Genomic DNA, 21,086 nt, shown 5'->3' on the forward strand with positions numbered 1-21,086 from the left:
TGTCGGCGTAGTCAGTGCGATCTCAATGCTCTAGTGAGCCTGGCCATGCCACGGCACCAGTTTGCGTTGCAGGGCGCGCAGGCCCATTTCCATGGCGAAGGCGATCAGGGCAATCACCAGAATCCCCAGCACCACCACATCGGTGACCAGGAACTGCGCGGCCGACTGCACCATGAAGCCCAAACCGCTGGTGGCGGCGATCAATTCGGCGGCGACCAGGGTCGACCAACCCACGCCCAGGCCAATGCGCACGCCGGTCAGAATATCCGGCAAGGCACTCGGCAGAATCACATGACGAATCAACTGCGCGCGGGTTGCACCCAGCGACTGCGCTGCACGCAACTTGGCTGGGTCGACAGTGCGCACACCGGTCGCGGTAGCGATGGCAATCGGGGCGAAAATCGCCAGGTAGATCAGCAAGACTTTCGACAACTCACCGATGCCGCACCAGATCACGATCAGCGGCAGATACGCCAACGGTGGAATCGGGCGGTAGAACTCGATCAGCGGATCGAGAATGCCGCGAGCGATGCGGTTGTGGCCGATGGCGATCCCCACTGGCACAGCGGTCAGCACGGCAAAGCCGAGGCCCAGGCCGATACGGCTCAGGCTCGCGCCCAAATGCTGCCATAACGTCGAATCCATGTAGCCGGAAGTCGCCAGCAGCCAGCCTTTTTGCAGTACCGCGGATGGTGGCGGCAGGAACAACGGTTCGATCATCCCCGTGGCCGTGACGGCCCACCAGAGGATCACGAGCGCCACCAGTGTCAGCACGCTGATCCAGCGGGTGCTCAAACTGCGACGAACCGGAATCACCGTCGAACTCGGTTTCACCGTCACGGCCGGAATTTCATAGCTGCTCATGCGCGCTCCTGCCGCTGGGCGGCGCTGCGTTGGGAGAACACTTTGGCGAGCACGTGTTCGCGGGTTTCGATAAAGCGTGGGTCGGATTTGATCGCCCGCGCCGACTCGCCGGCCGCATAACGTTGGCCGAAATCCAGGCTCAGGCGCTCGACGATTTGCCCAGGATTGGGGGCCAGCAGAATCAGGTCTGTCGCGAGGAAGACCGCTTCTTCAATGTCGTGGGTAATCAGGAACACCGGCTTGGCGGTACGTCGCCAGACTTGCAGCAACAGCTCCTGCATCTGTTCGCGGGTGAATGCGTCGAGAGCGCCGAAGGGCTCGTCCATGAGCAAGACGCGAGGGTCGGCGGCTAATGCGCGGGCAAGGCCGACACGCTGCTTCTGGCCGCCCGAGAGCTGCCAGATGCGACGGTTTTCGAAACCGGTAAGGTCGACCAGCGCGAGCATTTCCTTCGCGCGGGTTTCACGTTTGTCCCGAGGAACGCCCGCCAGCTCCAGACCGAAACCGACGTTGGCCAATACGTCCTGCCAAGGCAGTAACGCGTCGTCCTGAAACACCACGCCGCGTTCGGCACTCGGGCCCTTGACCGGCACGCCGTCGAGGGTAATGCGCCCGGCACTGGGCTCGACAAAACCGGCGATCAGGTTCAACAGCGAAGTCTTGCCACTGCCGGACGGGCCGAGGGCAACCAGCAACTGCTGGGGCCCCAGGCTCAGGGAAATATCCGCCAGTACCGGTTCCGGACTACCGGGGTACTGTGCGCTGATGCGCTCCAGCTGTAGCAAGGCCATTGCGGTTAACTCCCGATCAGTTGGTGATGAACTTGGCGTTGACGTACGGTGCGTAGTCCGGCAGCACGGCTTCGACCTTGCCTTGTTCCTTGAGGAACGCGGCGGTGTCGGTGATGGCTTTGGTGGTCGGTGCGCCGAGGGTGATCACCTGGTCAGCCGCCAGCGGGTAGACGTTGCCTTGCAGCAGCAATGGAATGTCGCTGGCCTTGGCGCCGGAGAGCTTCACCAGTTTGTCGACGTTGCTTTGGTTGGCGAGCCAGGCTTTCGGGTCTTTGCGGTAGTCGGCGTAGGCGTCCAGGGTCACTTTGGCGAACGCAGTGACGATTTCCGGGTGCTTCTCGGCGAAGTCTTTGCGCACGATCCAGGCATCGAAGGTTGGTGCGCCGAACTTGGCCAGTTCGCCGGAGGTGATCAATACTTTGCCGTTTTCCTTGGCGACACCCAGGGCTGGATCCCAGACGTAGGTGGCGTCGATGTCACCGCGTTTCCACGCAGCAATGATCGCGGGCGGGGCGAGGTTGAGCACGGTGACTTTCGACGGGTCGATGTTCCAGTGTTTAAGCGCGGCCAACAGGCTGTAGTGGCCGGTGGAAACGAATGGCACGGCGATTTTCTTGCCGATCAGATCCTGCGGTGTCTTGATTCCGGAACCGTCACGCGCGACGAGCGCTTCGGCAGCGCCGATCTGGGTGGCGATGAGGAAGGTTTCCACCGGCACTTTGCGGGTGATCGCCGCCGTCAGGGGGCTGGAACCGAGGTAGCCGATCTGCACGTCGCCCGAGGCGATGGCGGCAATGATGTCGGCACCGTTGTCGAATTTTCGCCAGCTGATATCGGCCTTGGTGGCTTTTTCGTAGGCCCCGTCGGCTTGGGCGACTTTCGCCGGGTCAACGGTGGTCTGGTAGGCAACGGTAACGTCAGCGGCTTGGGCAAACAGACTCGCTGCAGCCAGAGTGGCGGCCGCCAGCAAGCGAAGTGGGAAGGTCAGTTTCATTGCGAAGCTCCTTATCCGGCGACCGAGTGTCGGCGTGATAAAGAGACTAAATGATCTAAGAATTCAAAAATAAATAACTTTTTCGAATTAGCTTATGAGGGGAAAACGTTAAGGGCGTCGCTGCAAATCGCTTGATCGTTCCCACGCTTCCGCGTGGGAACGATCAAGCAGAAGTCAGCGTTTAGTTACTGATTGCCAAAATGCTCGCTTGATACGCGCCGACAAACACGTCGAAATCACCGACTTCGTTCTGTTCCAGCTCAACCTGCTGGGCCAGCGACGAACGCGCCAGTTCTTCAAACTTGGCCTGCTCATCCGCCGGCAATGGCTCGCTGCGGAAGAACTCGGCATGGGCCTGACTCTGACGCAAGGAGAACTGCGCGAAGCTTTCCTTATGCTCAGCCATCGACGCCAACACCTGGGCCGACGGTGTCAGGGACGGATCCTGGACCTTGGCCATTTGCGTATCCAGCGCCTTGCTGTGCGCATCGCCGCCATGGCTCTGATCGAGCAGTGCGGCCAGCGGAGCGATTTTTTCCAACAGCTCGCCCGCCCACTCTTTCAGGTCAACCGGCTGGCCATCCCGTTGCAGTTGCAGGCCCGGACGACGACCTTCCTTGACCACGCTGAGGAAGTTCGACGTCGCGTTGCCGCAACTGGTGTTGGTCAGCAGCGGGCTGTCGTTCAGCGCGCAATACAGCAGGAACGCATCGAGGAAACGCGACTCGGTGAGATCAATGCCCATTGGCAGGAACGGGTTGATGTCCAGGCAGCGCACTTCAACGTACTGAATGCCACGGGCCACCAGCGCCTGAATCGGCCGTTCGCCGGTGTAGGTCACGCGTTTCGGGCGGATGTTGGAGTAGTACTCGTTTTCGATCTGCAGGATGTTGGTGTTGAGCTGAACCCACTCACCGTCCTGATGCGTGCCGATCTCGACATACGGTGCATACGGTGTGGCGACCGCTTTGCGCAGACTATCGGTGTAGCTCGACAGATCGTTGTAGCACGGCGTCAAGCCGGCCTGGGCGTTGCTCTGGTAACCCAGGTCGCTCATGCGCAGGCTGGTGGCGTACGGCAGGTACAAGGTGTCCGGGTCCAGTTGTTCCAACTGGTGCGAGCGACCACGCAGGAAGCCGGCGTCCAGTGCGGGCGAGGCGCCAAACAGGTACATCAGCAGCCAGCTGTAGCGGCGGAAGTTGCGGATCAGGGCGATGTAGGCCGTTGACTGATAGTCGCGATCGTCGCCAACAAAATCTTCAACTTGCTTGAGCAGGGGCCAGAGCTTTTCCGGCAGGGAAAAGTTGTAGTGGATCCCGGCGATGCACTGCATGGTCTTGCCGTAACGCAGGGCCAGGCCCTTGCGATACACGTACTTGAGCTGCCCGATGTTGGACGTGCCGTAGTAGGCAATCGGGATGTCTTCCTCGGCCGGCAACGGGCACGGCATCGAAGGGCTCCACAGGTACTCGTTGCCGAGCTTGCTGTAGGCAAAACGGTGAATCTTGTCCAGGCTCGCCAACGTGTCCGCCGGGTCGGGCAGGGCCGGAGTGATGAACTCCAGCAGCGACTCGGAATAGTCGGTGGTGATCTGTTCGTTGGTCAGCGCGGAACCCAATTCTTCCGGGTGCGGCGTTTGCGCCAGGCGACCTTCGCCGGTCACGCGCAGGCATTCACGTTCGATGCCGTGAAGGCACTGTTCGAGCAGAGAGAGGTTAGCGCGCTCGCCAAGCAGGGCCAGGCGGCGGTTGAGAAGTTCGCTCAAGTTGGATTCCTTCACGCGTCAGTCGCCCCAATATGGGGGTGGGCAGGACGGTCTACAAGGGTGAAGTTAAAACTGGCGTTTTCGCCTGGTTTTTCGGGCTCTCAAAGCCCCTGTGGAGCCACCGGCTTCAATCCTTGAATCTGGCAGATGCACGCGAAGGAAACGCAATCCCTGTGGGAGCGGGCTTGCCCGCGAAGGCGGTGTGTCAGACGACTTGATGTTGACTGACACTCCCTTTTCGCGGGCAAGCCCGCTCCCACAGGAAACTCCGACGCTGCGGTCACAGCGCTGAAATTAACTCAAATTGATGACGACTAGCTACAGGACAGCGAACGTGCCTTGCGCTTTTGCGACCAGTTTGTCGCCCTGCATCACATCGGCTTCGACCACCAATGTGCGTCGGCCCGGGTGAATCACCCGTGCCGTGCACATCACTTCGCCGTCGGATACCGCGCGGATGTAGTTGATCTTGCACTCGATGGTCGCGCTCTGCTGGTCAAAGCCGTGGGCGCTGGAACAGGCCAGCCCCATGGCAATGTCCACCAGACTGAACAAGGCCCCGCCGTGCAGCTTGCCAGCGCGATTGCGCAACTCGGGCTCAAGCACCAGGGCGACATGCGCCACCCCGGTTTCCAGGCTGTGCAAGCGACAGCCCAGCAGCTTGAAAAAGGCACTTTCGGTGTACCCGGCGGGGATGTCCATCAGCGTTTCTTCAACTGCTTGGCGTTGGCGAACAGCGATGCCATGGCGTTGTTGCTCGGCGCGGCGGCTGTGGTTTCCTTACGCGGCGCGCTGTTCTGGGACTGGCGTGGCGCCGACCCCGGACGTGCACCGCGAGCACCGTCGATTTTCTCGCCCGGGGTGTCGCTCATGCGCATCGACAGGCCCACGCGTTTGCGCGGGATGTCGACTTCCATGACCTTCACCTTCACCACGTCACCGGCCTTCACCGCTTCGCGTGGGTCCTTGATGAACTTCTCCGAAAGCGCGGAGATGTGCACCAAGCCGTCCTGATGCACGCCGATGTCGACGAACGCACCGAAGTTGGTCACGTTGGTGACGACGCCTTCGAGGATCATCCCCAGTTGCAGGTCCTTGAGGTCTTCGACGCCTTCCTGGAACTCGGCGGTCTTGAACTCGGGACGCGGGTCGCGACCGGGTTTTTCCAGCTCTTGCAGGATGTCGGTGACCGTTGGCAGACCGAAGGTTTCGTCGGTGTACTTCTTCGGATCGAGACGTTTGAGGAAGCTGGCGTCGCCAATCAGCGAACGGATGTCACGGTCGGTTTCAGCGGCAATGCGCTGCACCAACGGATAGGCTTCCGGGTGAACGGCCGAGGAATCCAGCGGGTTGTCACCGTTCATCACGCGCAAGAAGCCGGCGGCCTGTTCGAAGGTTTTCTCGCCCAGACGCGCGACTTTCTTCAATGCCGCACGGGTTTTGAACGCGCCGTGTTCATCGCGATGGCTGACGATGTTCTGTGCCAGGGTCGCGTTGAGGCCGGAGATGCGGGCCAGCAGCGCCACGGAGGCGGTGTTGACGTCGACGCCCACGGCGTTCACACAGTCTTCGACAACCGCGTCCAGGCCACGCGCCAGTTTCAGTTGCGACACGTCGTGCTGGTACTGGCCGACACCGATGGATTTCGGATCGATCTTCACCAGCTCAGCCAGTGGATCCTGCAAGCGACGGGCAATCGACACCGCACCACGGATCGATACGTCCAGGTCCGGGAATTCTTTGGAAGCCAGTTCCGACGCCGAGTAAACCGATGCACCGGCCTCGGAGACCATGACTTTGGTCATCTTCATCGCTGGGTATTTCTTGATCAGCTCGGCGGCCAGCTTGTCGGTTTCACGGCTGGCGGTGCCGTTGCCGATGGCGATCAGATCGACCGAATGCTTGGCACACAGGGCGGCGAGAATCGCGAGGGTCTGATCCCACTTGTTGTGCGGCACGTGCGGGTAAACGGTGGCGTGGTCCAGCAGCTTACCGGTGGCATCGACCACGGCGACCTTGCAGCCGGTACGCAGGCCCGGGTCGAGGCCCAGTGTCGCGCGCGGGCCGGCCGGAGCCGACAGCAGCAAGTCGTGCAGGTTGTGCGCGAACACGTTGATCGCTTCGGTTTCCGCGCCGTCGCGCAGCTCGCCCAGCAGGTCAGTTTCCAGGTGAGTGTAAAGCTTGACCTTCCAGGTCCAGCGCACCACTTCGCCCAGCCATTTGTCGGCGGCGCGGTTCTGGTTCTGGATACCGAATTGCTGGCCGATCATGCCTTCACACGGGTGCATGGTGCCCGGCAGTTCGTCACCGACTTTCAGGGCCGAACTCAAAATGCCTTCGTTGCGGCCACGGAAAATTGCCAGCGCGCGGTGCGACGGCATGCTTTTCAGCGGTTCGTCGTGTTCGAAGTAGTCGCGGAACTTGGCGCCTTCCTCTTCCTTGCCAGCGATAACGCGGGCACTGAGGGTAGCCTCCTGCTTTAGGTAGCTGCGCAGTTTGTCCAGCAAACCGGCGTCTTCGGCGAAGCGCTCCATGAGGATGTACTTGGCGCCTTCGAGGGCGGCCTTCACATCGGCCACGCCTTTTTCGGCGTTGGTGAAGCGTGCGGCTTCAGTGTCTGGCGTCAGGGATGGATCGTTGAACAGGCCGTCAGCCAGTTCGCCGAGGCCGGCTTCCAGGGCAATCTGGCCCTTGGTGCGGCGCTTTTGCTTGTACGGCAGGTACAAGTCTTCGAGGCGGGTCTTGGTGTCGGCGAGTTTGATATCGCGCTCAAGTGCCGGGGTCAGCTTGCCTTGCTCTTCGATGCTGGCGAGGATGCTGATGCGCCGTTCGTCGAGTTCTCGCAGGTAGCGCAGACGCTCTTCCAGATGACGCAACTGGATGTCATCGAGGCTGCCGGTCACTTCTTTCCGGTAACGGGCGATGAAGGGAACGGTAGAGCCTTCATCGAGTAGCGCGACGGCCGCTTCGACCTGTTGTGGGCGTACACCGAGTTCCTCGGCGATGCGGCTGTTGATGCTGTCCATAAAACCACCTGACAAATTGTGAAAGCAGGCTCGCAGGCGCAGAGATAGAGGCTCTGCGAGTCTGGTTGAGCGGCCTGGCCTGCGCCGCTGCCTGGATCAAAGGGCACCCCATTGACCCGTGAAATCGAACAATTACTGCGGGCGGCAGGGAAATAAATAGCGCCTGCCTGTAGTACCTGTCTGATGTTGCCTGACACAAAACGCCGCGCATTATAACCAGCGTTCGCGCGTTCCGGGGCATCGCTGGCGGGAAGGGGAATGGCCGGTTTACTGGCGGTGGAGGAAAAATCTGCTAACAATGCACACGGTGCGTATAACGGCAGCTACGCCATAATGCGCGCCGAGATCAAAGGAGCATCTAATGAGCAGCACTGCAAACACTGCTGAAGGCGAAAAAATTCTTATTGTTGACGACGATCCGGGCCTCAGCAGCCTGCTGGAGCGTTTTTTCGTCAGCAAGGGCTACCGCGCCCGCGCCGTACCCAACACCGAGCAGATGGATCGTCTGCTGTCGCGTGAAGTGTTCAACCTGGTCGTCCTCGACCTGATGCTGCCCGGCGAAGACGGCTTGACCGCCTGCCGCCGCCTGCGCGCCGCGAACAATCAGATTCCTATCATCATGCTGACCGCCAAGGGCGATGAGCTGAGTCGTATCAAGGGCCTGGAACTGGGCGCCGACGATTACCTGGCCAAGCCGTTCAACCCGGATGAGCTGATGGCCCGCGTCAAAGCGGTTCTGCGTCGTCAGTCGACACCTGTGCCGGGAGCACCGGGCAGCGAAGACGAAAGCGTGACCTTCGGTGATTACGTACTGTCGCTGGCGACCCGCGAACTCAAGCGTGGCGACGAAGTACACATGCTCACCACCGGTGAGTTTGCGGTCCTCAAGGCATTGGTGATGAACGCGCGTCAGCCACTGACCCGCGACAAGTTGATGAACCTGGCCCGTGGCCGCGAGTGGGATGCCCTGGAGCGTTCCATCGACGTGCAGATCTCCCGTCTGCGCCGGATGATCGAACCCGATCCGTCCAAGCCGCGTTACATCCAGACAGTCTGGGGCGTGGGCTACGTGTTCGTTCCGGATGGCGCCGCCACCAAGTGATCGGCGATTTGTAGGAGCGGGTCCTGCGGACGACATTGTCCGCAGACTCGCGATCCGCAATATGCGAGCATCGCTCGCTCCTGCAAGTGTGTAGCGGTTATCCATGAAAACCCCCGTTTGGTTCCCCCAGAGTTTCTTCTCCCGCACCCTTTGGCTGGTGCTGATCGTCGTTCTGTTTTCCAAGGCGCTGACCCTGGTTTATCTGTTGATGAACGAAGACGTGCTGGTGGACCGGCAATACAGCCACGGTGTCGCCCTGACGCTGCGCGCCTATTGGGCCGCCGATGAAGAAAACCGCGCGAAGATCGCCGATGCCGCCACCCTGATTCGGGTGGTGGGTGCCGGTGTGCCTGAGGGTGAGCAGCACTGGCCATACAGCGAGATCTACCAGCGGCAGATGCAGGCTGAACTGGGCGCCGATACCGAAGTCCGGTTACGCATGCACTCGCCGCCGGCGCTGTGGGTCCGGGCGCCGAGCCTGGGTGATGGCTGGCTGAAAGTGCCGCTGTATCCGCATCCGTTGCGGGGGCAGAAAATCTGGAACGTGCTCGGCTGGTTCCTCGCCATTGGCTTGTTGTCCACGGCGTCGGCATGGATCTTCGTCAGTCAGCTCAACCAACCATTGAAACGTCTGGTGTATGCCGCAAGGCAACTCGGCCAGGGGCGCAGCGTGCGATTGCCCATCAGCGACACGCCCAGCGAAATGACCGAGGTGTATCGCGCCTTCAATCAGATGGCGGAGGACGTCGAGCAGGCAGGCCGGGAACGCGAGCTGATGCTGGCCGGTGTGTCCCATGACTTGCGTACGCCGTTGACCCGATTGCGCTTGTCCCTGGAGCTGATGGGTGATCGCACCGATCTGACCGACGACATGGTGCGCGACATCGAAGACATGGACGCAATCCTCGATCAGTTCCTGGCGTTTATCCGCGATGGTCGTGACGAGTCGGTGGAGGAAGTGGACCTCAGCGACCTGGTTCGCGAAGTCGCGGCACCGTACAACCAGAACGAAGAAAGAGTGCGTTTGCGCCTGGAGCCGATCCAGCCGTTTCCATTGCGCCGGGTGTCGATGAAACGCCTGTTGAACAACCTGATCGGCAATGCCTTGCATCACGCCGGCAGCGGCGTTGAGGTGGCGGCCTATGTGTCTGGCGATACTGCCGCGCCGTATGTGGTGCTGAGTGTCATGGACCGTGGGGCAGGGATTGATCCGTCGGAGCTGGAGGCGATCTTCAATCCATTCACTCGGGGGGATCGTGCCCGGGGTGGCAAAGGGACCGGCCTGGGCCTGGCGATCGTGAAGCGGATTGCTTCGATGCACGGTGGGAATGTTGAGTTGCGTAACCGTTCCGGTGGCGGGCTGGAAGCTCGGGTACGGTTGCCGCTGGGGTTGATGTTGCCGCGGGATGCTGTCTAAGCGCCGGTATTTTTACCTGATCGTTCCCACGCTCCGCGTGGGAATGCAGCCTGGGACGCTCCGCGTCCCATTTAAAGCCGAACGCGGAGCGTCCGTTGATGCATTCCCACGCAGAGCGTGGGAACGATCAGCCTCAGCCCTTTCCTTTGGTTCGGGTCATGTTCGGCCCGCCATTCTTTTCCAGATGTTCGATGATGATCCCCGCCACGTTTTTCCCGGTGGTGGTCTCGATCCCTTCCAGTCCCGGCGACGAATTGACTTCCATCACCAGCGGCCCGTGATTGGAGCGCAGGATGTCCACGCCCGCCACCGCCAGGCCCATCACCTTCGCTGCACGCAACGCGGTCATGCGTTCTTCGGGTGTGATCTTGATCAGGCTGGCACTGCCACCTCGATGCAGGTTGGAGCGGAACTCCCCGGGCTTGGCCTGACGCTTCATTGCTGCGATCACCTTGTCGCCGACCACGAAGCAACGAATGTCGGCACCGCCGGCTTCCTTGATGTATTCCTGAACCATGATGTTCTGCTTCAGGCCCATGAACGCTTCAATCACCGACTCCGCCGCCGTTGCCGTTTCACACAACACCACACCAATGCCCTGGGTCCCTTCCAGCACCTTGATCACGAGCGGGGCGCCGTTGACCATGTCGATCAGGTCGGGAATGTCATCCGGCGAGTGAGCGAACCCGGTCACCGGCAGGCCGATGCCGCGACGTGACAGCAATTGCAACGAACGCAGCTTGTCCCGCGAACGGGCAATGGCCACCGATTCATTGAGCGGAAACACGCCCATCATTTCAAACTGGCGCAACACCGCGCAGCCATAAAACGTGACCGACGCACCGATCCGGGGGATCACCGCGTCGAACCCTTCCAGCGGCTTGCCGCGGTAGTGGATCTGCGGCTTGTGGCTGGCAATGTTCATGTAGGCGCGCAGGGTGTCGATCACCACCATTTCATGGCCACGCTCGGTACCGGCTTCAACCAGACGACGAGTGGAATACAGACGCGGGTTCCGCGACAGCACAGCGATCTTCATGCAACACCTGTGGAGGAGGTAGATACCGGGAACACCGGCTTGTCTTGTACGTACTTGATGCCCGGATTGACCACCAGCTGGCCGTGAATCAGGGCTTTGGAACCGAGCAACAGGCGATAACGCATGGATTTGCGGCAGGCGAGCGTGAACTCGACCCGCCAGACCCGATCACCGAGGGCCAGGGTGGTGCTGACCACGTATCGCTTCTGCGCGTGACCGTTGGAGCTTTTAATGGTTTTCATCGTCACCAGCGGCGCTTCGCAGCGTCGATGGCGCAACTGCACCACCGTGCCCAAGTGCGCGGTGAAGCGAACCCACTGCTCGCCATCGCGCTCGAACGGCTCGATGTCGGTGGCATGCAGGCTGGAGGTACTGGCACCGGTGTCGATTTTTGCCCGCAGGCCCGCGACTCCCAAATCCGGGAGCGCCACCCACTCGCGCAGACCGACAACGGTCAAATGGTCAAATGTCTTCAAAGTGCTCAACCGGTAGAAACCGCACGGCCCGGCAAGCGGCCGAATTCGCGGTATTCACGCAGAATAATGGTTAAAAGGCGACAGATATCTACGGCCCGGATTTCCAGCCCCTGCGAGAGGTTCTGGAATGCGTGCATTGTAATCCGAGCCGGTGGAATTCTTGGTACGACTGAAACGGTAGTACAGTTCAGCAATATTTCAGAATGAGGAAATCCCATGGCACAAAAAAACGAAGAGGACGATAAAGTCCGTCTCGATAAATGGTTGTGGGCCGCGCGTTTTTACAAAACCCGTGCCTTGGCCAAGGCTGCCATTGAAAGCGGCAAGGTGCATTGCCGGGGCGAGCGTTGCAAGCCAGGCAAGGAACCGCGGGTCGGCGACGAGTTTGTGATTCGCGCCGGTTTCGACGAGCGCACGGTGGTGGTTCAGGCGCTTTCGATCGTTCGTCGGGGCGCGCCGGAGGCCCAGACGCTGTATGCCGAAACCGAAGCCAGCATCGCCAAGCGCGAAAACGCCGCCGCCCAGCGTAAGGCTGGCGCGCTGGGTGTGAGCACCGATGGCAAACCGAGCAAGAAACAGCGACGGGATTTGTTCAAGTTTCGTGGCAGTAGCAGCGGCGACTAGCCTGAAATCCGGCCCTTTGACCGCGGCGGACTTGCAATTGGCGGGATGAGTAACCATATCGGGTCATTCCCTGACGGTACTACGAGCTGATAAATAGCCACTCGTCGAAAATCACTACCGCATCCGACCCCATGGGCCATAAAGAGGGCCTATGGCGTCAGAGGCGTTGAAACTTCATTTTGATCAATTCAGATACCCAGACTTATGACCGACCTACCGGATAACGACTTCACCCAACGCTTCATCTTCGATGACAGCGACACCCGTGGCGAGCTGGTCTCGTTGGAGCTCAGCTACGCCGAAGTCCTGGCCAAACACGCCTATCCGGAACCGGTCGCACAATTGCTCGGCGAACTGATGGCGGCTGCATCGCTGCTGGTCGGCGCGCTGAAGTTCGATGGCTTGCTGATTCTCCAGGCCCGTTCCGATGGCCCGATCCCGCTGCTGATGATCGAGTGCTCCAGCGAGCGCGATATCCGCGGCCTGGCCCGTTACGAGGCCGATCAGATTGCCCCCGATGCGACACTCGCCGATTTGATGCCAAACGGCGTGTTGGCGCTGACAGTCGACCCGACCCAGGGTCAGCGTTACCAGGGCATCGTCGACCTCGACGGCGAGACCCTGTCCGAGTGCTTCACCAACTATTTCGTCATGTCCCAACAGGTCGGCACCCGTTTCTGGCTGTACGCCGATGGCCGCCGCGCCCGTGGCCTGCTGCTGCAACAACTGCCTGCCGATCGCTTGAAAGACGAAGAAGAACGCGCCGCCAACTGGCAGCACCTCACTGCGCTGGCCACCACCCTGACCGCCGATGAATTGCTGAGCCTGGACAACGAAACCGTGCTCCATCGTCTTTACCACGAAGAGCAAGTGCGCCTCTTCGACGTGCAGAAACTGCGCTTCCGTTGCAGCTGCTCGCGCGAACGTTCGGCCAATGCCCTGGTCAGTCTGGGGATGGACGATGCGCAAAATCTGGTGGTCGAACACGGTGGCAACATCGAAATCGACTGCCAATTCTGCAACCAGCGCTACCTGTTCGATGCCGCTGACGTCACTCAATTGTTCGCGGGCGCAGGGGTCGAGACGCCGTCAGATACCCGTCACTAAAACGGTTCAGCGCAGGTAAATTCACTGGTAAGTGCCGGAATAACGCCGTTACGACAGGAGGGGCCTACTCTTTTTGGGCTTTTCTGGCATAATCCGGCCCACTTTTTTCGCGGTAGTAGTGCACGACTTTCTACTACAAAAACGTTTGGAGCACTCGGCCACTGGCCGACGGGGAACCTCATGACGCAAGCCAATAACGCCGTGTACACCGATCTGAGTGTTGATGATCTGGTTAAAGAAGCCCTGAATCGCGGTGAAGGCGAGCTTGCCGATACCGGCGCGCTGGTTGTTCGCACCGGTCACCGTACCGGCCGCTCGCCAGTCGACCGTTTCATTGTTGAAGAGCCAACCACTCAGGCTGCCATCGCCTGGGGCCCGATCAACCGCAAGTTCCCGGCCGACAAGTTCGATGCCCTGTGGGACCGCGTTGAGGCGTTCAACAATGCACAAGAGCATTTCGTTTCCCACGTTCATGTAGGTGCGGCTGCCGATCACTACCTGGCCGTGAAAATGACCACCCAGACTGCCTGGCAGAACCTGTTCGGTCGTTGCCTGTTCATCAACCCGGCCCAGTACAACCCGGCTGGTCGTGAAGAGTGGCAGGTTCTGAACGTTGCCAACTTCGAATGCGATCCAGAGCGTGACTGCACCAACTCCGATGGTTGCGTGATCCTCAACTTCGCACAGAAAAAAGTGTTGATCGCCGGCATGCGCTACGCCGGTGAAATGAAGAAAGCGATGTTCTCGGTGCAGAACTTCCTGCTGCCGGCCGCCGACGTGCTGCCAATGCACTGTGCTGCCAACATCGGCGAAGAAGGCGACGTGACCCTGTTCTTCGGTTTGTCCGGCACCGGTAAAACCACCCTGTCCGCCGACGAAAGCCGTTACCTGATCGGTGACGACGAACACGGTTGGGGCGAGGGCGTAGTGTTCAACATCGAAGGCGGTTGCTATGCCAAGTGCATCGACCTGTCCGAGAAGAACGAGCCGGTCATCTGGAAAGCCATCAAGCACGGCGCAGTCCTGGAAAACGTCGTTATCGATGACGCGAAGCACGCCGACTATGCCGACGTCAGCCTGACCCAGAACAGCCGCGCGGCCTATCCGCTGGAGCACGTTGCCAAGCGTTCCGAGAAGAACCTCGGTGGCGAGCCAAACGCTGTGATCTTCCTGACCTGCGACCTGACCGGCGTGCTGCCGCCAGTGTCGATCCTCAGCGAAGAACAAGCGGCCTACCACTTCCTGTCCGGCTACACCGCTCTGGTGGGCTCGACTGAAATGGGTTCGGGCAGCGGCATCAAGTCGACCTTCTCCACCTGCTTCGGCGCACCGTTCTTCCCGCGTCCGGCTGGCGAATACGCAGAACTGCTGATCAAGCGCATCCGCGGCTTCGGCTCCAAGGTTTACCTGGTCAACACCGGCTGGACCGGCGGTGGCTACGGCGTCGGCAAACGCTTCAACATCCCGACCACCCGTGCGGTGATCGCAGCGATCCAGAGCGGCGCGTTGATCGGTGCTGAAACCGAACACCTCGACACTATCAACCTCGACGTGCCATTGGCCGTGCCGGGCGTTGAGACTGGCCTGTTGAACCCACGTAACACCTGGGCTGAAAAGGCTGCTTACGATGAAGCTGCCAAAGCACTGGCGGGTCTGTTTGTTGAGAACTTCAAGAAGTTCGAAGTGAGCGATGCGATCAAGGCTGCCGGGCCGAAGTTGTAAGAGTTGGTTTGATGGAATGAAAAAGCCGCCCTTTGGGGCGGCTTTTTTATAATTCACATAGCACTCGTGTCTTGTTTTCGCCATCGTTCTATAACGGTGTCGAAACTGACTTCTTGCCAGTTGGTATTCCACTCTGTAAATACATTCACGCTTGCAGATTTAGGTTCAGGACTCGGCTTCTCTAAACGAACCAGACTGGGCATTAAAACTGCATCACCCACGATTAAAGCCTCACCTTGGGCAAGACTTGGAAGAAGGTCAACTAAACCATTGGCGCTGTCTGGAAGAAGTGCTTTGATGTAGCCTTGATCGATGGTGTTAGTTAGCCTTAAAGAAATAAAATTACTACATTGAGAAAATATTGTATCTGATACTTCTGATGGGCGTTGACTGACTACCATCAAACTTAAGCCGTACTTGCGTCCTTCTTTGGCTATTCGTTCAATAGATTTTTTAGATGCTTTGAATTCTGCGTTATTAGAGCGAGGGATGTAATTATGGGCTTCTTCGCAAACTATCATGAATGGAACATTGTTAGTTTCCTCAAGCTTGTGTTTTAGTTTTGAGTAGTGAAATGCAAAATCGAAAACAAGTCTAGAAATGAGGCTTACCGTTATGCTAAGTACTTCAAACGGTACACCGCTTAGGTCAACAACCGTGACGTTTGATTTATCTAGGTAACCTAGGAATTGTTTAAGAATATCTTCGAAGTCTTTAGTTTCGTATTCACCGCCGGTAGTTTTCGTAGGTTTAAGTAAGAACTCTAGTCTTTTGTCATGAAGTTTGGTTTCCAATCTAGAAACGAATCTATCAAACTCGCCATTAAAACCTCCGTCTTTGGAAACTTTTTCTCCTATTACCGCATGTTTTCCATTTCCTGATGATTGTTCGAATGCAATGCTACCCCATAGACACTCTTCTGAGTATTCCTGTTTTGGCGTAGCAAGAGTTGCTAAGTAAGTATTGCCATCTTTTTCATATGTGGTGAGGTTGTTTTTATTGTTGATGTAGTTAAATACTTCTGTGATGCTGAAATATACAGGGGTGTCGTATGTGATCGATGTCAATGAGGCGTTGTACTTTTCTTTGTTTAATATTACCGCCTTTTTGAACTGCGAAATTTGGTTGTGAGCCCCCTGCTCACTACCTTCAATGAATAATGATTCAAGCTCCTCAGAGTTCATTAGCCAGTATGGGAGTTTAAGGCCATCTACGTTTAGTAAGTTAAGGTTGAATTTTTGAGATTCATGCATTGTGAATGCAGAAGCATACTCCGAATGCATGTCGAATATAATGATGTGTGAGTTTTTTTGGGCTTCTTGGTTTAAATTTTCATTGTTGTTAATTCCTACTGCATTATGAAGAATTCTAGCAACCGTGCATGATTTTCCGGAGCCTGTCGATCCTACAATACCAATATGCTTTCCAAAAAATTTATCGCCATCAACATGGAATTCAATGAGCTTGTTGTTTGATAGGGTGCCAACTTTGTAGTTAAAGTTACCTGTTTTAGAGAAAATTATATCAAGATCAGCGGCTTCAAATATATGAACTTTTTCAGTGGGTACTGGCAGTACTTGAGTGCCTCTGCTAAATGCATAAGTCCCATTATCGTCTTTCATCAGCGCGCCAGCTGGAGCAGACTCGATGACAAACTTCCATTCGAGCTTCCCATCTCTATCGACGTGTTGGCCGCTAATGTTTTTTATTGAGGCTACAGCAAAGTTGTGATTGCCATCTTCTATTTTTAGGAACTTTCCAACTTGAAGTTCGGACTTAAATCTTTCAAAATCTTCTAATCCATTTATTTCAATTATTATGGATGTCGGAGAGCTTGATACAACATAACCTAGACTACTCATAAGTTTCCCTCAGATGCATAATGAATTCGAGTTCGTGAAAGGTGTTCACACCTATTAAATGTACATTTGTATCGCTTATATCAATGCTGGCGGGGATTTCGTTGCAGATGAAGAAAAACTCATCCCCTTTTTTGTGACCCAATCCTTCTGGATAATCAGTAAATGCGAGTAGTCTTATGTGGAACTCTCTATCTTCGATCTTGTTGTTGGTTTTTTTTAAAATTGGTTCTTTATAAAACTCTTCAGGAATAAAGTTGTTTCCGATTAGCCCTGTATTTGACTTTATGCCTTTTGTGTACAGGCGGTACTGGATGTCTTGTAAAATATCTCTGGTGCAATCAATCGCGAATAAAGGAGGTTTTATATGCGCGGGTTTACAATGATAAATTGAAACGAAATTACTTATAAAGGTCACTATATTATTTGAGAAGTCGCTGACGCTGTTCGGTTCGAAATAGAAGTAGCGGTTTTGAGAGTTGGTGTTTAGATTTACTTTTAGTTGTTTGCGCGTTGTCTGAAGTATTTCTTTTTTGTTTTTTAGTGCTAGTGTCCATTTGGTTATTACTGTGTTGGTGATTCCGGATAAGTACTTTTGTAATTCTAGTTTTGTGATCTTTCTATCTGCTTCGACAGACAGACTGGATTTTTTTGCGATATTACTTAGCGCATTCGGGTAAAGTATGCAGGGTGTGTCTGACGATTTTATGTTGAGAAGGTCAAGTTTTGTTTTGACGATTTCTTCGATAGTGTCTAGAGAAGGGCCGAATTCTAAATCTACCATGGTAGCAAAATTTTCTGAAGAAAACGGTTCTACAATTCGCTGTGCAATTTTTATATGATTTACATCCTGAGTTGCTAGAGCGGCATCAATCTCCGCTTTTGTCACTTTTCTGATCGATTCTCCCTCGCTTGGGACGTGTATGAATATTTTGTATCTTATGCTTTTTGGTTCGCTTAGTTTTGAATAGGCCTCCGCCATTTGTAGTAAAGGTTTATATATTAAACTAGTAGTGAAATTTGCAACGGATTCGTGGTATTTACATTGAATGGCAGTTGTTTCTCCAGAGTCGGATCTTATGTCTATATCTTCGATTATCCCCTCTATTGTTATTTCTTTGTCCTGGTCAGCATCTAAAATTTCTATTAGGGTTTTGTTGAATTGATAGAGGAAGCCCTTAATCGTGCTATCGGCGACACGAGTCATTGATAAAATCTCTTGGTTTTTTTGGATGTAAGAGGATTGCAGCTGAAAGGTGTAATTGATGTCTGTTGAAACTGGGGTGAGTATTGTCTATAAGTTGACTGACTATTTGGCTGCGGAAATTTTTGTTTTTAGTGTTTTTTGATTCTGTTTGGATGCGGGTTAGTGCATTTATAGTAATACTGTTTTTTATGGTGGGTATTGCATTTGCGCTATAGCGGCTGCAATTAATTAAATTTATGTTTTTTCTCTCGTTACAAACACTCAGAACAAGGTTTTCCATATCCTTGGTTTTCATCGCATCTACCTTTTGGGGGGTTCTACCGCATCCAGTGGAGAAAATCCTATAGGAGTCATTCTGCCATCATACTTGTATCAGATGCCCTAAGACTTTGGTATGGAGGAATTTGTGACCTGAGTTTTGCAATTGCAAGGGATGCTAGGAAAGATCACTACAGAAACGTAGGCCATTTTTCGAGCATGTCCAGCCGAACCGAAAAAATTGGAAGAACAGAATATGGAAACCTTCCTCGAAATTTCAAAGAACACAGCATCCGCGTCAAATCAAAGAAAGCCAGACAGCTAGTAGCGATTGATGTGGTTTTGGAGCGATAAAGCCTTTCTGGACGCTGTGTACCCGCAGAATCCTGATCACCTTGTAGAGTATGGCCGATAGTCAGCGAAAGCTTGTTGTCGCGTCCCGGCGTTTTAGGCTGACATCGGGAACTTCCGGTTGAAGTAGAGATAGTCGATGACGAATCCTTCTTACAACGGATCTATCACTTGATGTGCATCAGCATCGTCGCGTCTATGTCGAAATTAATCGAATGGTGATGCTGATTGCTTTGTGTGCAGGCAGGCTGAGTTCTCGCGCGTTTGCATTAGCTGGTGACGTGGCCTTCACGAGGAAGTTTGGGGCAAGGTCCATCGCGGAGTGTCGGTTGGGCTTGGATGGATCTTATTGTCCGCCAGACTTGGGGGGAAGAGCGGGAGCAGATAGTGGCGGAAAGTCTTGTCGGTATTTGGCGAGCGCTTCTTCTCGTGTAGGAAGTGGTCTGTCGAGGTCCGCCAGTGAGGTGTCGAATCCTGAAAGATGCAGGCTGGCCAAGTAATTTGAACGACGGTCCTTTTCGTAGTGAGCTTGTTTATGTTTGAACGTTAATTCAGTCATCACAATTGTCTCGGGCTACGAATGCTTGAATGCTGGACGGAGCTGTTCAACCGGCTAGCGCGTTCAACACATGAACAGGGTCATTATGTATGGCTTTCAGCAGCGCTTTGGCGGGCCCTGTCGGCTCGCGACGACCCTGTTCCCAGTTGCGTAGAGTACCGAGTTGGACGTCGATCAACGCTGCGAATTTTGCCTGAGTCAGTCCAGTAGCCTTGCGAATTTCTTTGACTTGCAACGCATCAACATGGAATTCACGGGAAGGCCGACGCTCACCCCGTACGATCTCGTCCATCTGTTGCACGCTTTCCATTAGCTCATCAAAAAACTTGCTCACGGCTATCTCCAGTGTTCGATTACTGATTTCAACGCTTTGCGTTCATCGGAGGTCAGGTCGTGTTGTTCATTTTTAGGGTAGATCATCAACAACGCGATTTGCGACGCGGAGACGAAATGGTAGTAAATCACTCGGGCTCCGCCACGTTTGCCATGGCCCTTGGCCGCGATCCGCATTTTGCGAATTCCGCCTGTCCCTTCGATGATGTCGCCAACCGAGGGGTTCACCACTAATACCTTCTGTAAGGCGCTATAGGCATCGTCATCCATCAGCTCTTTGGCTCGACGGGTGAAGATCTGGGTCTCAACGAAAATCATCGGTAATGTACGCCATTGGCTTACTTTAGGGCAACGCCGATTTGCCTTGAAATGCCTTTCATTTGATCAGCTACGACTAGTGGTTGATCGTTCTCACGTCCAGCGTGAGAACGATCTATTCACGCAGCGTCAGGCAGGTGCTTTCCAGCCCATCATGCGTTGTTGGGCGACTTGCATCAGGTCGAAGCCGTCCTGAGTCAGCAGGTAAAGTGCGTGGGTGATGTGGGGGATGTCTTCGACGTCGCCGTGTTTGAAGCAGATGCAGTGCAGGGTTTTAAGGAGGTCGCTGGAGGCTCGGATGCGCTGCATGGCAGCTTCGAGGATGTCCTGGGGATTGGCCTCTGTGTCGATGATCAGGGGCGGGGAATCGGTGAGGTTGGTTTGCAGCGGGAGGTAGCGATCGGTTTTGGACGGGTTCCATGTATTCATTTTATGTATTCTCAAATGCATTAGATGAAGCCACCACCATCGTGACCAAGCGATGGAGGCGGACTGTGTTCGGGTTGGTCAACCGTTGGAACCCATAAAGGCCGGCACGCCTAAAGGCGTCCCAAACACAGCCACCATATAGCGTGCAGACACTTGAGTGTCGGCAGCATACAACGGACGCGTTTATGTATTCCATCGGGTGACCAAGCCCGAGCCGCTGATGCCAGCGACGGTCATGACTATAGGTGTGAGCCGCCGAGCAGCGAAAGGCGACAAGGGATCTGTAGTTGTAGGACCGGGATGAAGCTTTGATAGGGCGTTGCCTACAGATTTATCTCTTTCGCAATTTGTCTCGTTTGATTGCCATCAGGCGTTTGACTTCTTCATTTGGAATACTGAGGCGAGGGTCGTCGAGGCTGGCTTGTACTTGTGCTTTGAACCATGCGTCGTAGGCTGCCTTGTCGAGCGGTAGTTGAGTGTCGAGTGTTTTGTATTTCATCAGATGCACCGCGTTATCGTTCATCGCGGGCAAGCCCAGCTCCCACAGGGATTTTCATCCGGGCATCAACCAGCGGTAATTTTCGGCAGTCGTTGCCGGGCAATTTCGAGCAGTTCGTTGCCGTCCTGGGTCAGCAGGTACAACGCGTTGACGATGTTTGGGATGTCGCCTGTATCGGCGTGTTTGAAGCACAGGCAATAGAGGGTTTCGAGCAGGCCGCTGGCGGCGCGGATGCGTTGTCGCGCGGCGTCGAGTATTTCGTGAGGATCTGCGTCAGTGTCGATGACCAGCACGGGTGTTTCGCTGTAACTGGTTTTGAGTGGGCGATAGCGGTCTTGCATGGGGT

20 protein-coding genes and 1 pseudogene are annotated in these 21,086 nt (G+C 55.7%); 5 read left to right on the forward strand and 16 right to left on the reverse strand.

All coding sequences use genetic code 11. The annotated features are described in order from the left end of the window. Positions 1–30: 30 nt before the first annotated feature. From tauC to BMS17_RS27180, 6 genes are all read right to left on the reverse strand, one after another. On the reverse strand, positions 31–864 hold the full coding sequence (gene tauC, locus BMS17_RS27155) for a taurine ABC transporter permease TauC (RefSeq protein WP_077432247.1): 834 nt from the start codon (positions 862–864) through the stop codon (positions 31–33). After that, on the reverse strand, positions 861–1,655 hold the full coding sequence (gene tauB, locus BMS17_RS27160; RefSeq protein ID WP_046031313.1) for a taurine ABC transporter ATP-binding subunit: 795 nt from the start codon (positions 1,653–1,655) through the stop codon (positions 861–863). Before tauB ends, tauC begins: the two co-directional genes overlap by 4 nt. A gap of 16 nt (positions 1,656–1,671) precedes the next feature. After that, a complete protein-coding gene (gene tauA / locus BMS17_RS27165; protein WP_046031312.1) occupies positions 1,672–2,649 on the reverse strand; it encodes a taurine ABC transporter substrate-binding protein in 978 nt (325 codons plus the stop codon). A gap of 181 nt (positions 2,650–2,830) precedes the next feature. Next, a complete protein-coding gene (gene gshA, locus BMS17_RS27170) occupies positions 2,831–4,414 on the reverse strand; it encodes a glutamate--cysteine ligase (protein ID WP_077432248.1) in 1,584 nt (527 codons plus the stop codon). 318 nt (positions 4,415–4,732) lie between these two features. After that, positions 4,733–5,116 carry a PaaI family thioesterase gene (locus BMS17_RS27175; RefSeq protein ID WP_046031310.1) on the reverse strand — a complete coding sequence of 128 codons (384 nt, stop codon included), beginning with the start codon at positions 5,114–5,116 and terminating at the stop codon, positions 4,733–4,735. Next, positions 5,116–7,440 (reverse strand): Tex family protein, encoded by a 2,325-nt coding sequence (locus BMS17_RS27180; RefSeq protein WP_077432249.1) that lies wholly within the window; start codon positions 7,438–7,440, stop codon positions 5,116–5,118. Before BMS17_RS27180 ends, BMS17_RS27175 begins: the two co-directional genes overlap by 1 nt. A 361-nt stretch (positions 7,441–7,801) precedes the next feature. Between BMS17_RS27180 and ompR the strand changes: the two genes are divergently transcribed. Further along, the gene (gene ompR, locus BMS17_RS27185) at positions 7,802–8,542 is read left to right on the forward strand and encodes a two-component system response regulator OmpR (protein WP_046031308.1); all 741 of its coding nucleotides are present in this window, start codon (positions 7,802–7,804) and stop codon (positions 8,540–8,542) included. 103 nt (positions 8,543–8,645) lie between these two features. After that, on the forward strand, positions 8,646–9,959 hold the full coding sequence (locus tag BMS17_RS27190; RefSeq protein WP_046031307.1) for an ATP-binding protein: 1,314 nt from the start codon (positions 8,646–8,648) through the stop codon (positions 9,957–9,959). 133 nt (positions 9,960–10,092) lie between these two features. Here BMS17_RS27190 and rimK read toward each other — a convergent pair whose 3' ends face one another. Both rimK and BMS17_RS27200 read right to left on the reverse strand, forming a co-directional pair. Beyond that, a complete protein-coding gene (rimK, locus tag BMS17_RS27195; RefSeq protein ID WP_007949201.1) occupies positions 10,093–10,998 on the reverse strand; it encodes a 30S ribosomal protein S6--L-glutamate ligase in 906 nt (301 codons plus the stop codon). Continuing rightward, a complete protein-coding gene (locus BMS17_RS27200) occupies positions 10,995–11,456 on the reverse strand; it encodes an ATP-dependent zinc protease (RefSeq protein WP_175649051.1) in 462 nt (153 codons plus the stop codon). The genes rimK and BMS17_RS27200 overlap by 4 nt, the downstream gene beginning before the upstream one ends. 234 nt (positions 11,457–11,690) lie before the next feature. On the opposite strand from BMS17_RS27200, the gene BMS17_RS27205 reads away from it, so the two are divergent. The 3 genes from BMS17_RS27205 to BMS17_RS27215 all read left to right on the forward strand — a co-directional run bounded on the left by BMS17_RS27205 (position 11,691) and on the right by BMS17_RS27215 (position 14,927). Next, positions 11,691–12,098, forward strand: a complete 408-nt coding sequence (locus tag BMS17_RS27205) for an RNA-binding S4 domain-containing protein (protein ID WP_046031306.1) — start codon at positions 11,691–11,693, stop codon at positions 12,096–12,098. A gap of 204 nt (positions 12,099–12,302) precedes the next feature. After that, positions 12,303–13,205: an Hsp33 family molecular chaperone HslO gene (hslO, locus tag BMS17_RS27210; RefSeq protein WP_046031305.1), complete on the forward strand. Its 903-nt coding sequence runs from the start codon at positions 12,303–12,305 to the stop codon at positions 13,203–13,205. A 180-nt stretch (positions 13,206–13,385) separates the two neighbouring features. Further along, positions 13,386–14,927 carry a phosphoenolpyruvate carboxykinase gene (locus BMS17_RS27215; protein WP_077432250.1) on the forward strand — a complete coding sequence of 514 codons (1,542 nt, stop codon included), beginning with the start codon at positions 13,386–13,388 and terminating at the stop codon, positions 14,925–14,927. Positions 14,928–14,980: 53 nt separating this feature from the next. Here BMS17_RS27215 and BMS17_RS27220 read toward each other — a convergent pair whose 3' ends face one another. From BMS17_RS27220 to BMS17_RS27255, 8 genes and pseudogenes are all read right to left on the reverse strand, one after another. After that, on the reverse strand, positions 14,981–16,789 hold the full coding sequence (locus tag BMS17_RS27220; protein WP_046031303.1) for an ATP-binding protein: 1,809 nt from the start codon (positions 16,787–16,789) through the stop codon (positions 14,981–14,983). Further along, a complete protein-coding gene (locus tag BMS17_RS27225) occupies positions 16,782–17,993 on the reverse strand; it encodes a hypothetical protein (RefSeq protein ID WP_046031302.1) in 1,212 nt (403 codons plus the stop codon). The genes BMS17_RS27220 and BMS17_RS27225 overlap by 8 nt, the downstream gene beginning before the upstream one ends. A gap of 1,012 nt (positions 17,994–19,005) precedes the next feature. Beyond that, positions 19,006–19,161 (reverse strand): annotated as a pseudogene (locus BMS17_RS30825) (YhfG family protein); the annotation flags it as partial. Between the two features lie 46 nt (positions 19,162–19,207). Then, entirely contained in the window at positions 19,208–19,495 is a 288-nt protein-coding gene (gene nadS / locus BMS17_RS27235) for a NadS family protein (protein ID WP_046031301.1), read from the reverse strand. 2 nt (positions 19,496–19,497) lie between these two features. After that, positions 19,498–19,812, reverse strand: coding sequence for a type II toxin-antitoxin system RelE/ParE family toxin (locus tag BMS17_RS27240; RefSeq protein WP_046031300.1), 315 nt, complete (start codon positions 19,810–19,812; stop codon positions 19,498–19,500). A 129-nt stretch (positions 19,813–19,941) separates the two neighbouring features. Beyond that, entirely contained in the window at positions 19,942–20,241 is a 300-nt protein-coding gene (locus BMS17_RS27245) for a hypothetical protein (protein WP_046031299.1), read from the reverse strand. A 331-nt stretch (positions 20,242–20,572) separates the two neighbouring features. Continuing rightward, positions 20,573–20,764 carry a hypothetical protein gene (locus tag BMS17_RS27250; protein WP_256577279.1) on the reverse strand — a complete coding sequence of 64 codons (192 nt, stop codon included), beginning with the start codon at positions 20,762–20,764 and terminating at the stop codon, positions 20,573–20,575. 41 nt (positions 20,765–20,805) lie between these two features. After that, positions 20,806–21,081, reverse strand: coding sequence for a hypothetical protein (locus BMS17_RS27255; RefSeq protein WP_046031297.1), 276 nt, complete (start codon positions 21,079–21,081; stop codon positions 20,806–20,808). Between the last annotated feature and the right edge of the window lie 5 nt (positions 21,082–21,086).

The sequence above is a fragment of the Pseudomonas sp. C9 genome, assembly GCF_002000165.1.
Lineage (GTDB): Bacteria > Pseudomonadota > Gammaproteobacteria > Pseudomonadales > Pseudomonadaceae > Aquipseudomonas.

Coding starts and splice junctions, on each gene's coding strand:
- tauA (WP_046031312.1), bottom strand. CDS start 2,649: ATGAAACTGACCTTCCCACTTCGCTTGCTGGCGGCCGCCACTCTGGCT.
- BMS17_RS27180 (WP_077432249.1), bottom strand. CDS start 7,440: ATGGACAGCATCAACAGCCGCATCGCCGAGGAACTCGGTGTACGCCCA.
- rimK (WP_007949201.1), bottom strand. CDS start 10,998: ATGAAGATCGCTGTGCTGTCGCGGAACCCGCGTCTGTATTCCACTCGT.
- BMS17_RS27215 (WP_077432250.1), top strand. CDS start 13,386: ATGACGCAAGCCAATAACGCCGTGTACACCGATCTGAGTGTTGATGAT.
- BMS17_RS27225 (WP_046031302.1), bottom strand. CDS start 17,993: ATGACTCGTGTCGCCGATAGCACGATTAAGGGCTTCCTCTATCAATTC.
- BMS17_RS27190 (WP_046031307.1), top strand. CDS start 8,646: ATGAAAACCCCCGTTTGGTTCCCCCAGAGTTTCTTCTCCCGCACCCTT.
- tauB (WP_046031313.1), bottom strand. CDS start 1,655: ATGGCCTTGCTACAGCTGGAGCGCATCAGCGCACAGTACCCCGGTAGT.
- BMS17_RS27220 (WP_046031303.1), bottom strand. CDS start 16,789: ATGAGTAGTCTAGGTTATGTTGTATCAAGCTCTCCGACATCCATAATA.
- BMS17_RS27205 (WP_046031306.1), top strand. CDS start 11,691: ATGGCACAAAAAAACGAAGAGGACGATAAAGTCCGTCTCGATAAATGG.
- BMS17_RS27245 (WP_046031299.1), bottom strand. CDS start 20,241: ATGAATACATGGAACCCGTCCAAAACCGATCGCTACCTCCCGCTGCAA.
- BMS17_RS27255 (WP_046031297.1), bottom strand. CDS start 21,081: ATGCAAGACCGCTATCGCCCACTCAAAACCAGTTACAGCGAAACACCC.
- tauC (WP_077432247.1), bottom strand. CDS start 864: ATGAGCAGCTATGAAATTCCGGCCGTGACGGTGAAACCGAGTTCGACG.
- ompR (WP_046031308.1), top strand. CDS start 7,802: ATGAGCAGCACTGCAAACACTGCTGAAGGCGAAAAAATTCTTATTGTT.
- hslO (WP_046031305.1), top strand. CDS start 12,303: ATGACCGACCTACCGGATAACGACTTCACCCAACGCTTCATCTTCGAT.
- BMS17_RS27175 (WP_046031310.1), bottom strand. CDS start 5,116: ATGGACATCCCCGCCGGGTACACCGAAAGTGCCTTTTTCAAGCTGCTG.
- BMS17_RS27250 (WP_256577279.1), bottom strand. CDS start 20,764: ATGAACGATAACGCGGTGCATCTGATGAAATACAAAACACTCGACACT.
- BMS17_RS27240 (WP_046031300.1), bottom strand. CDS start 19,812: ATGATTTTCGTTGAGACCCAGATCTTCACCCGTCGAGCCAAAGAGCTG.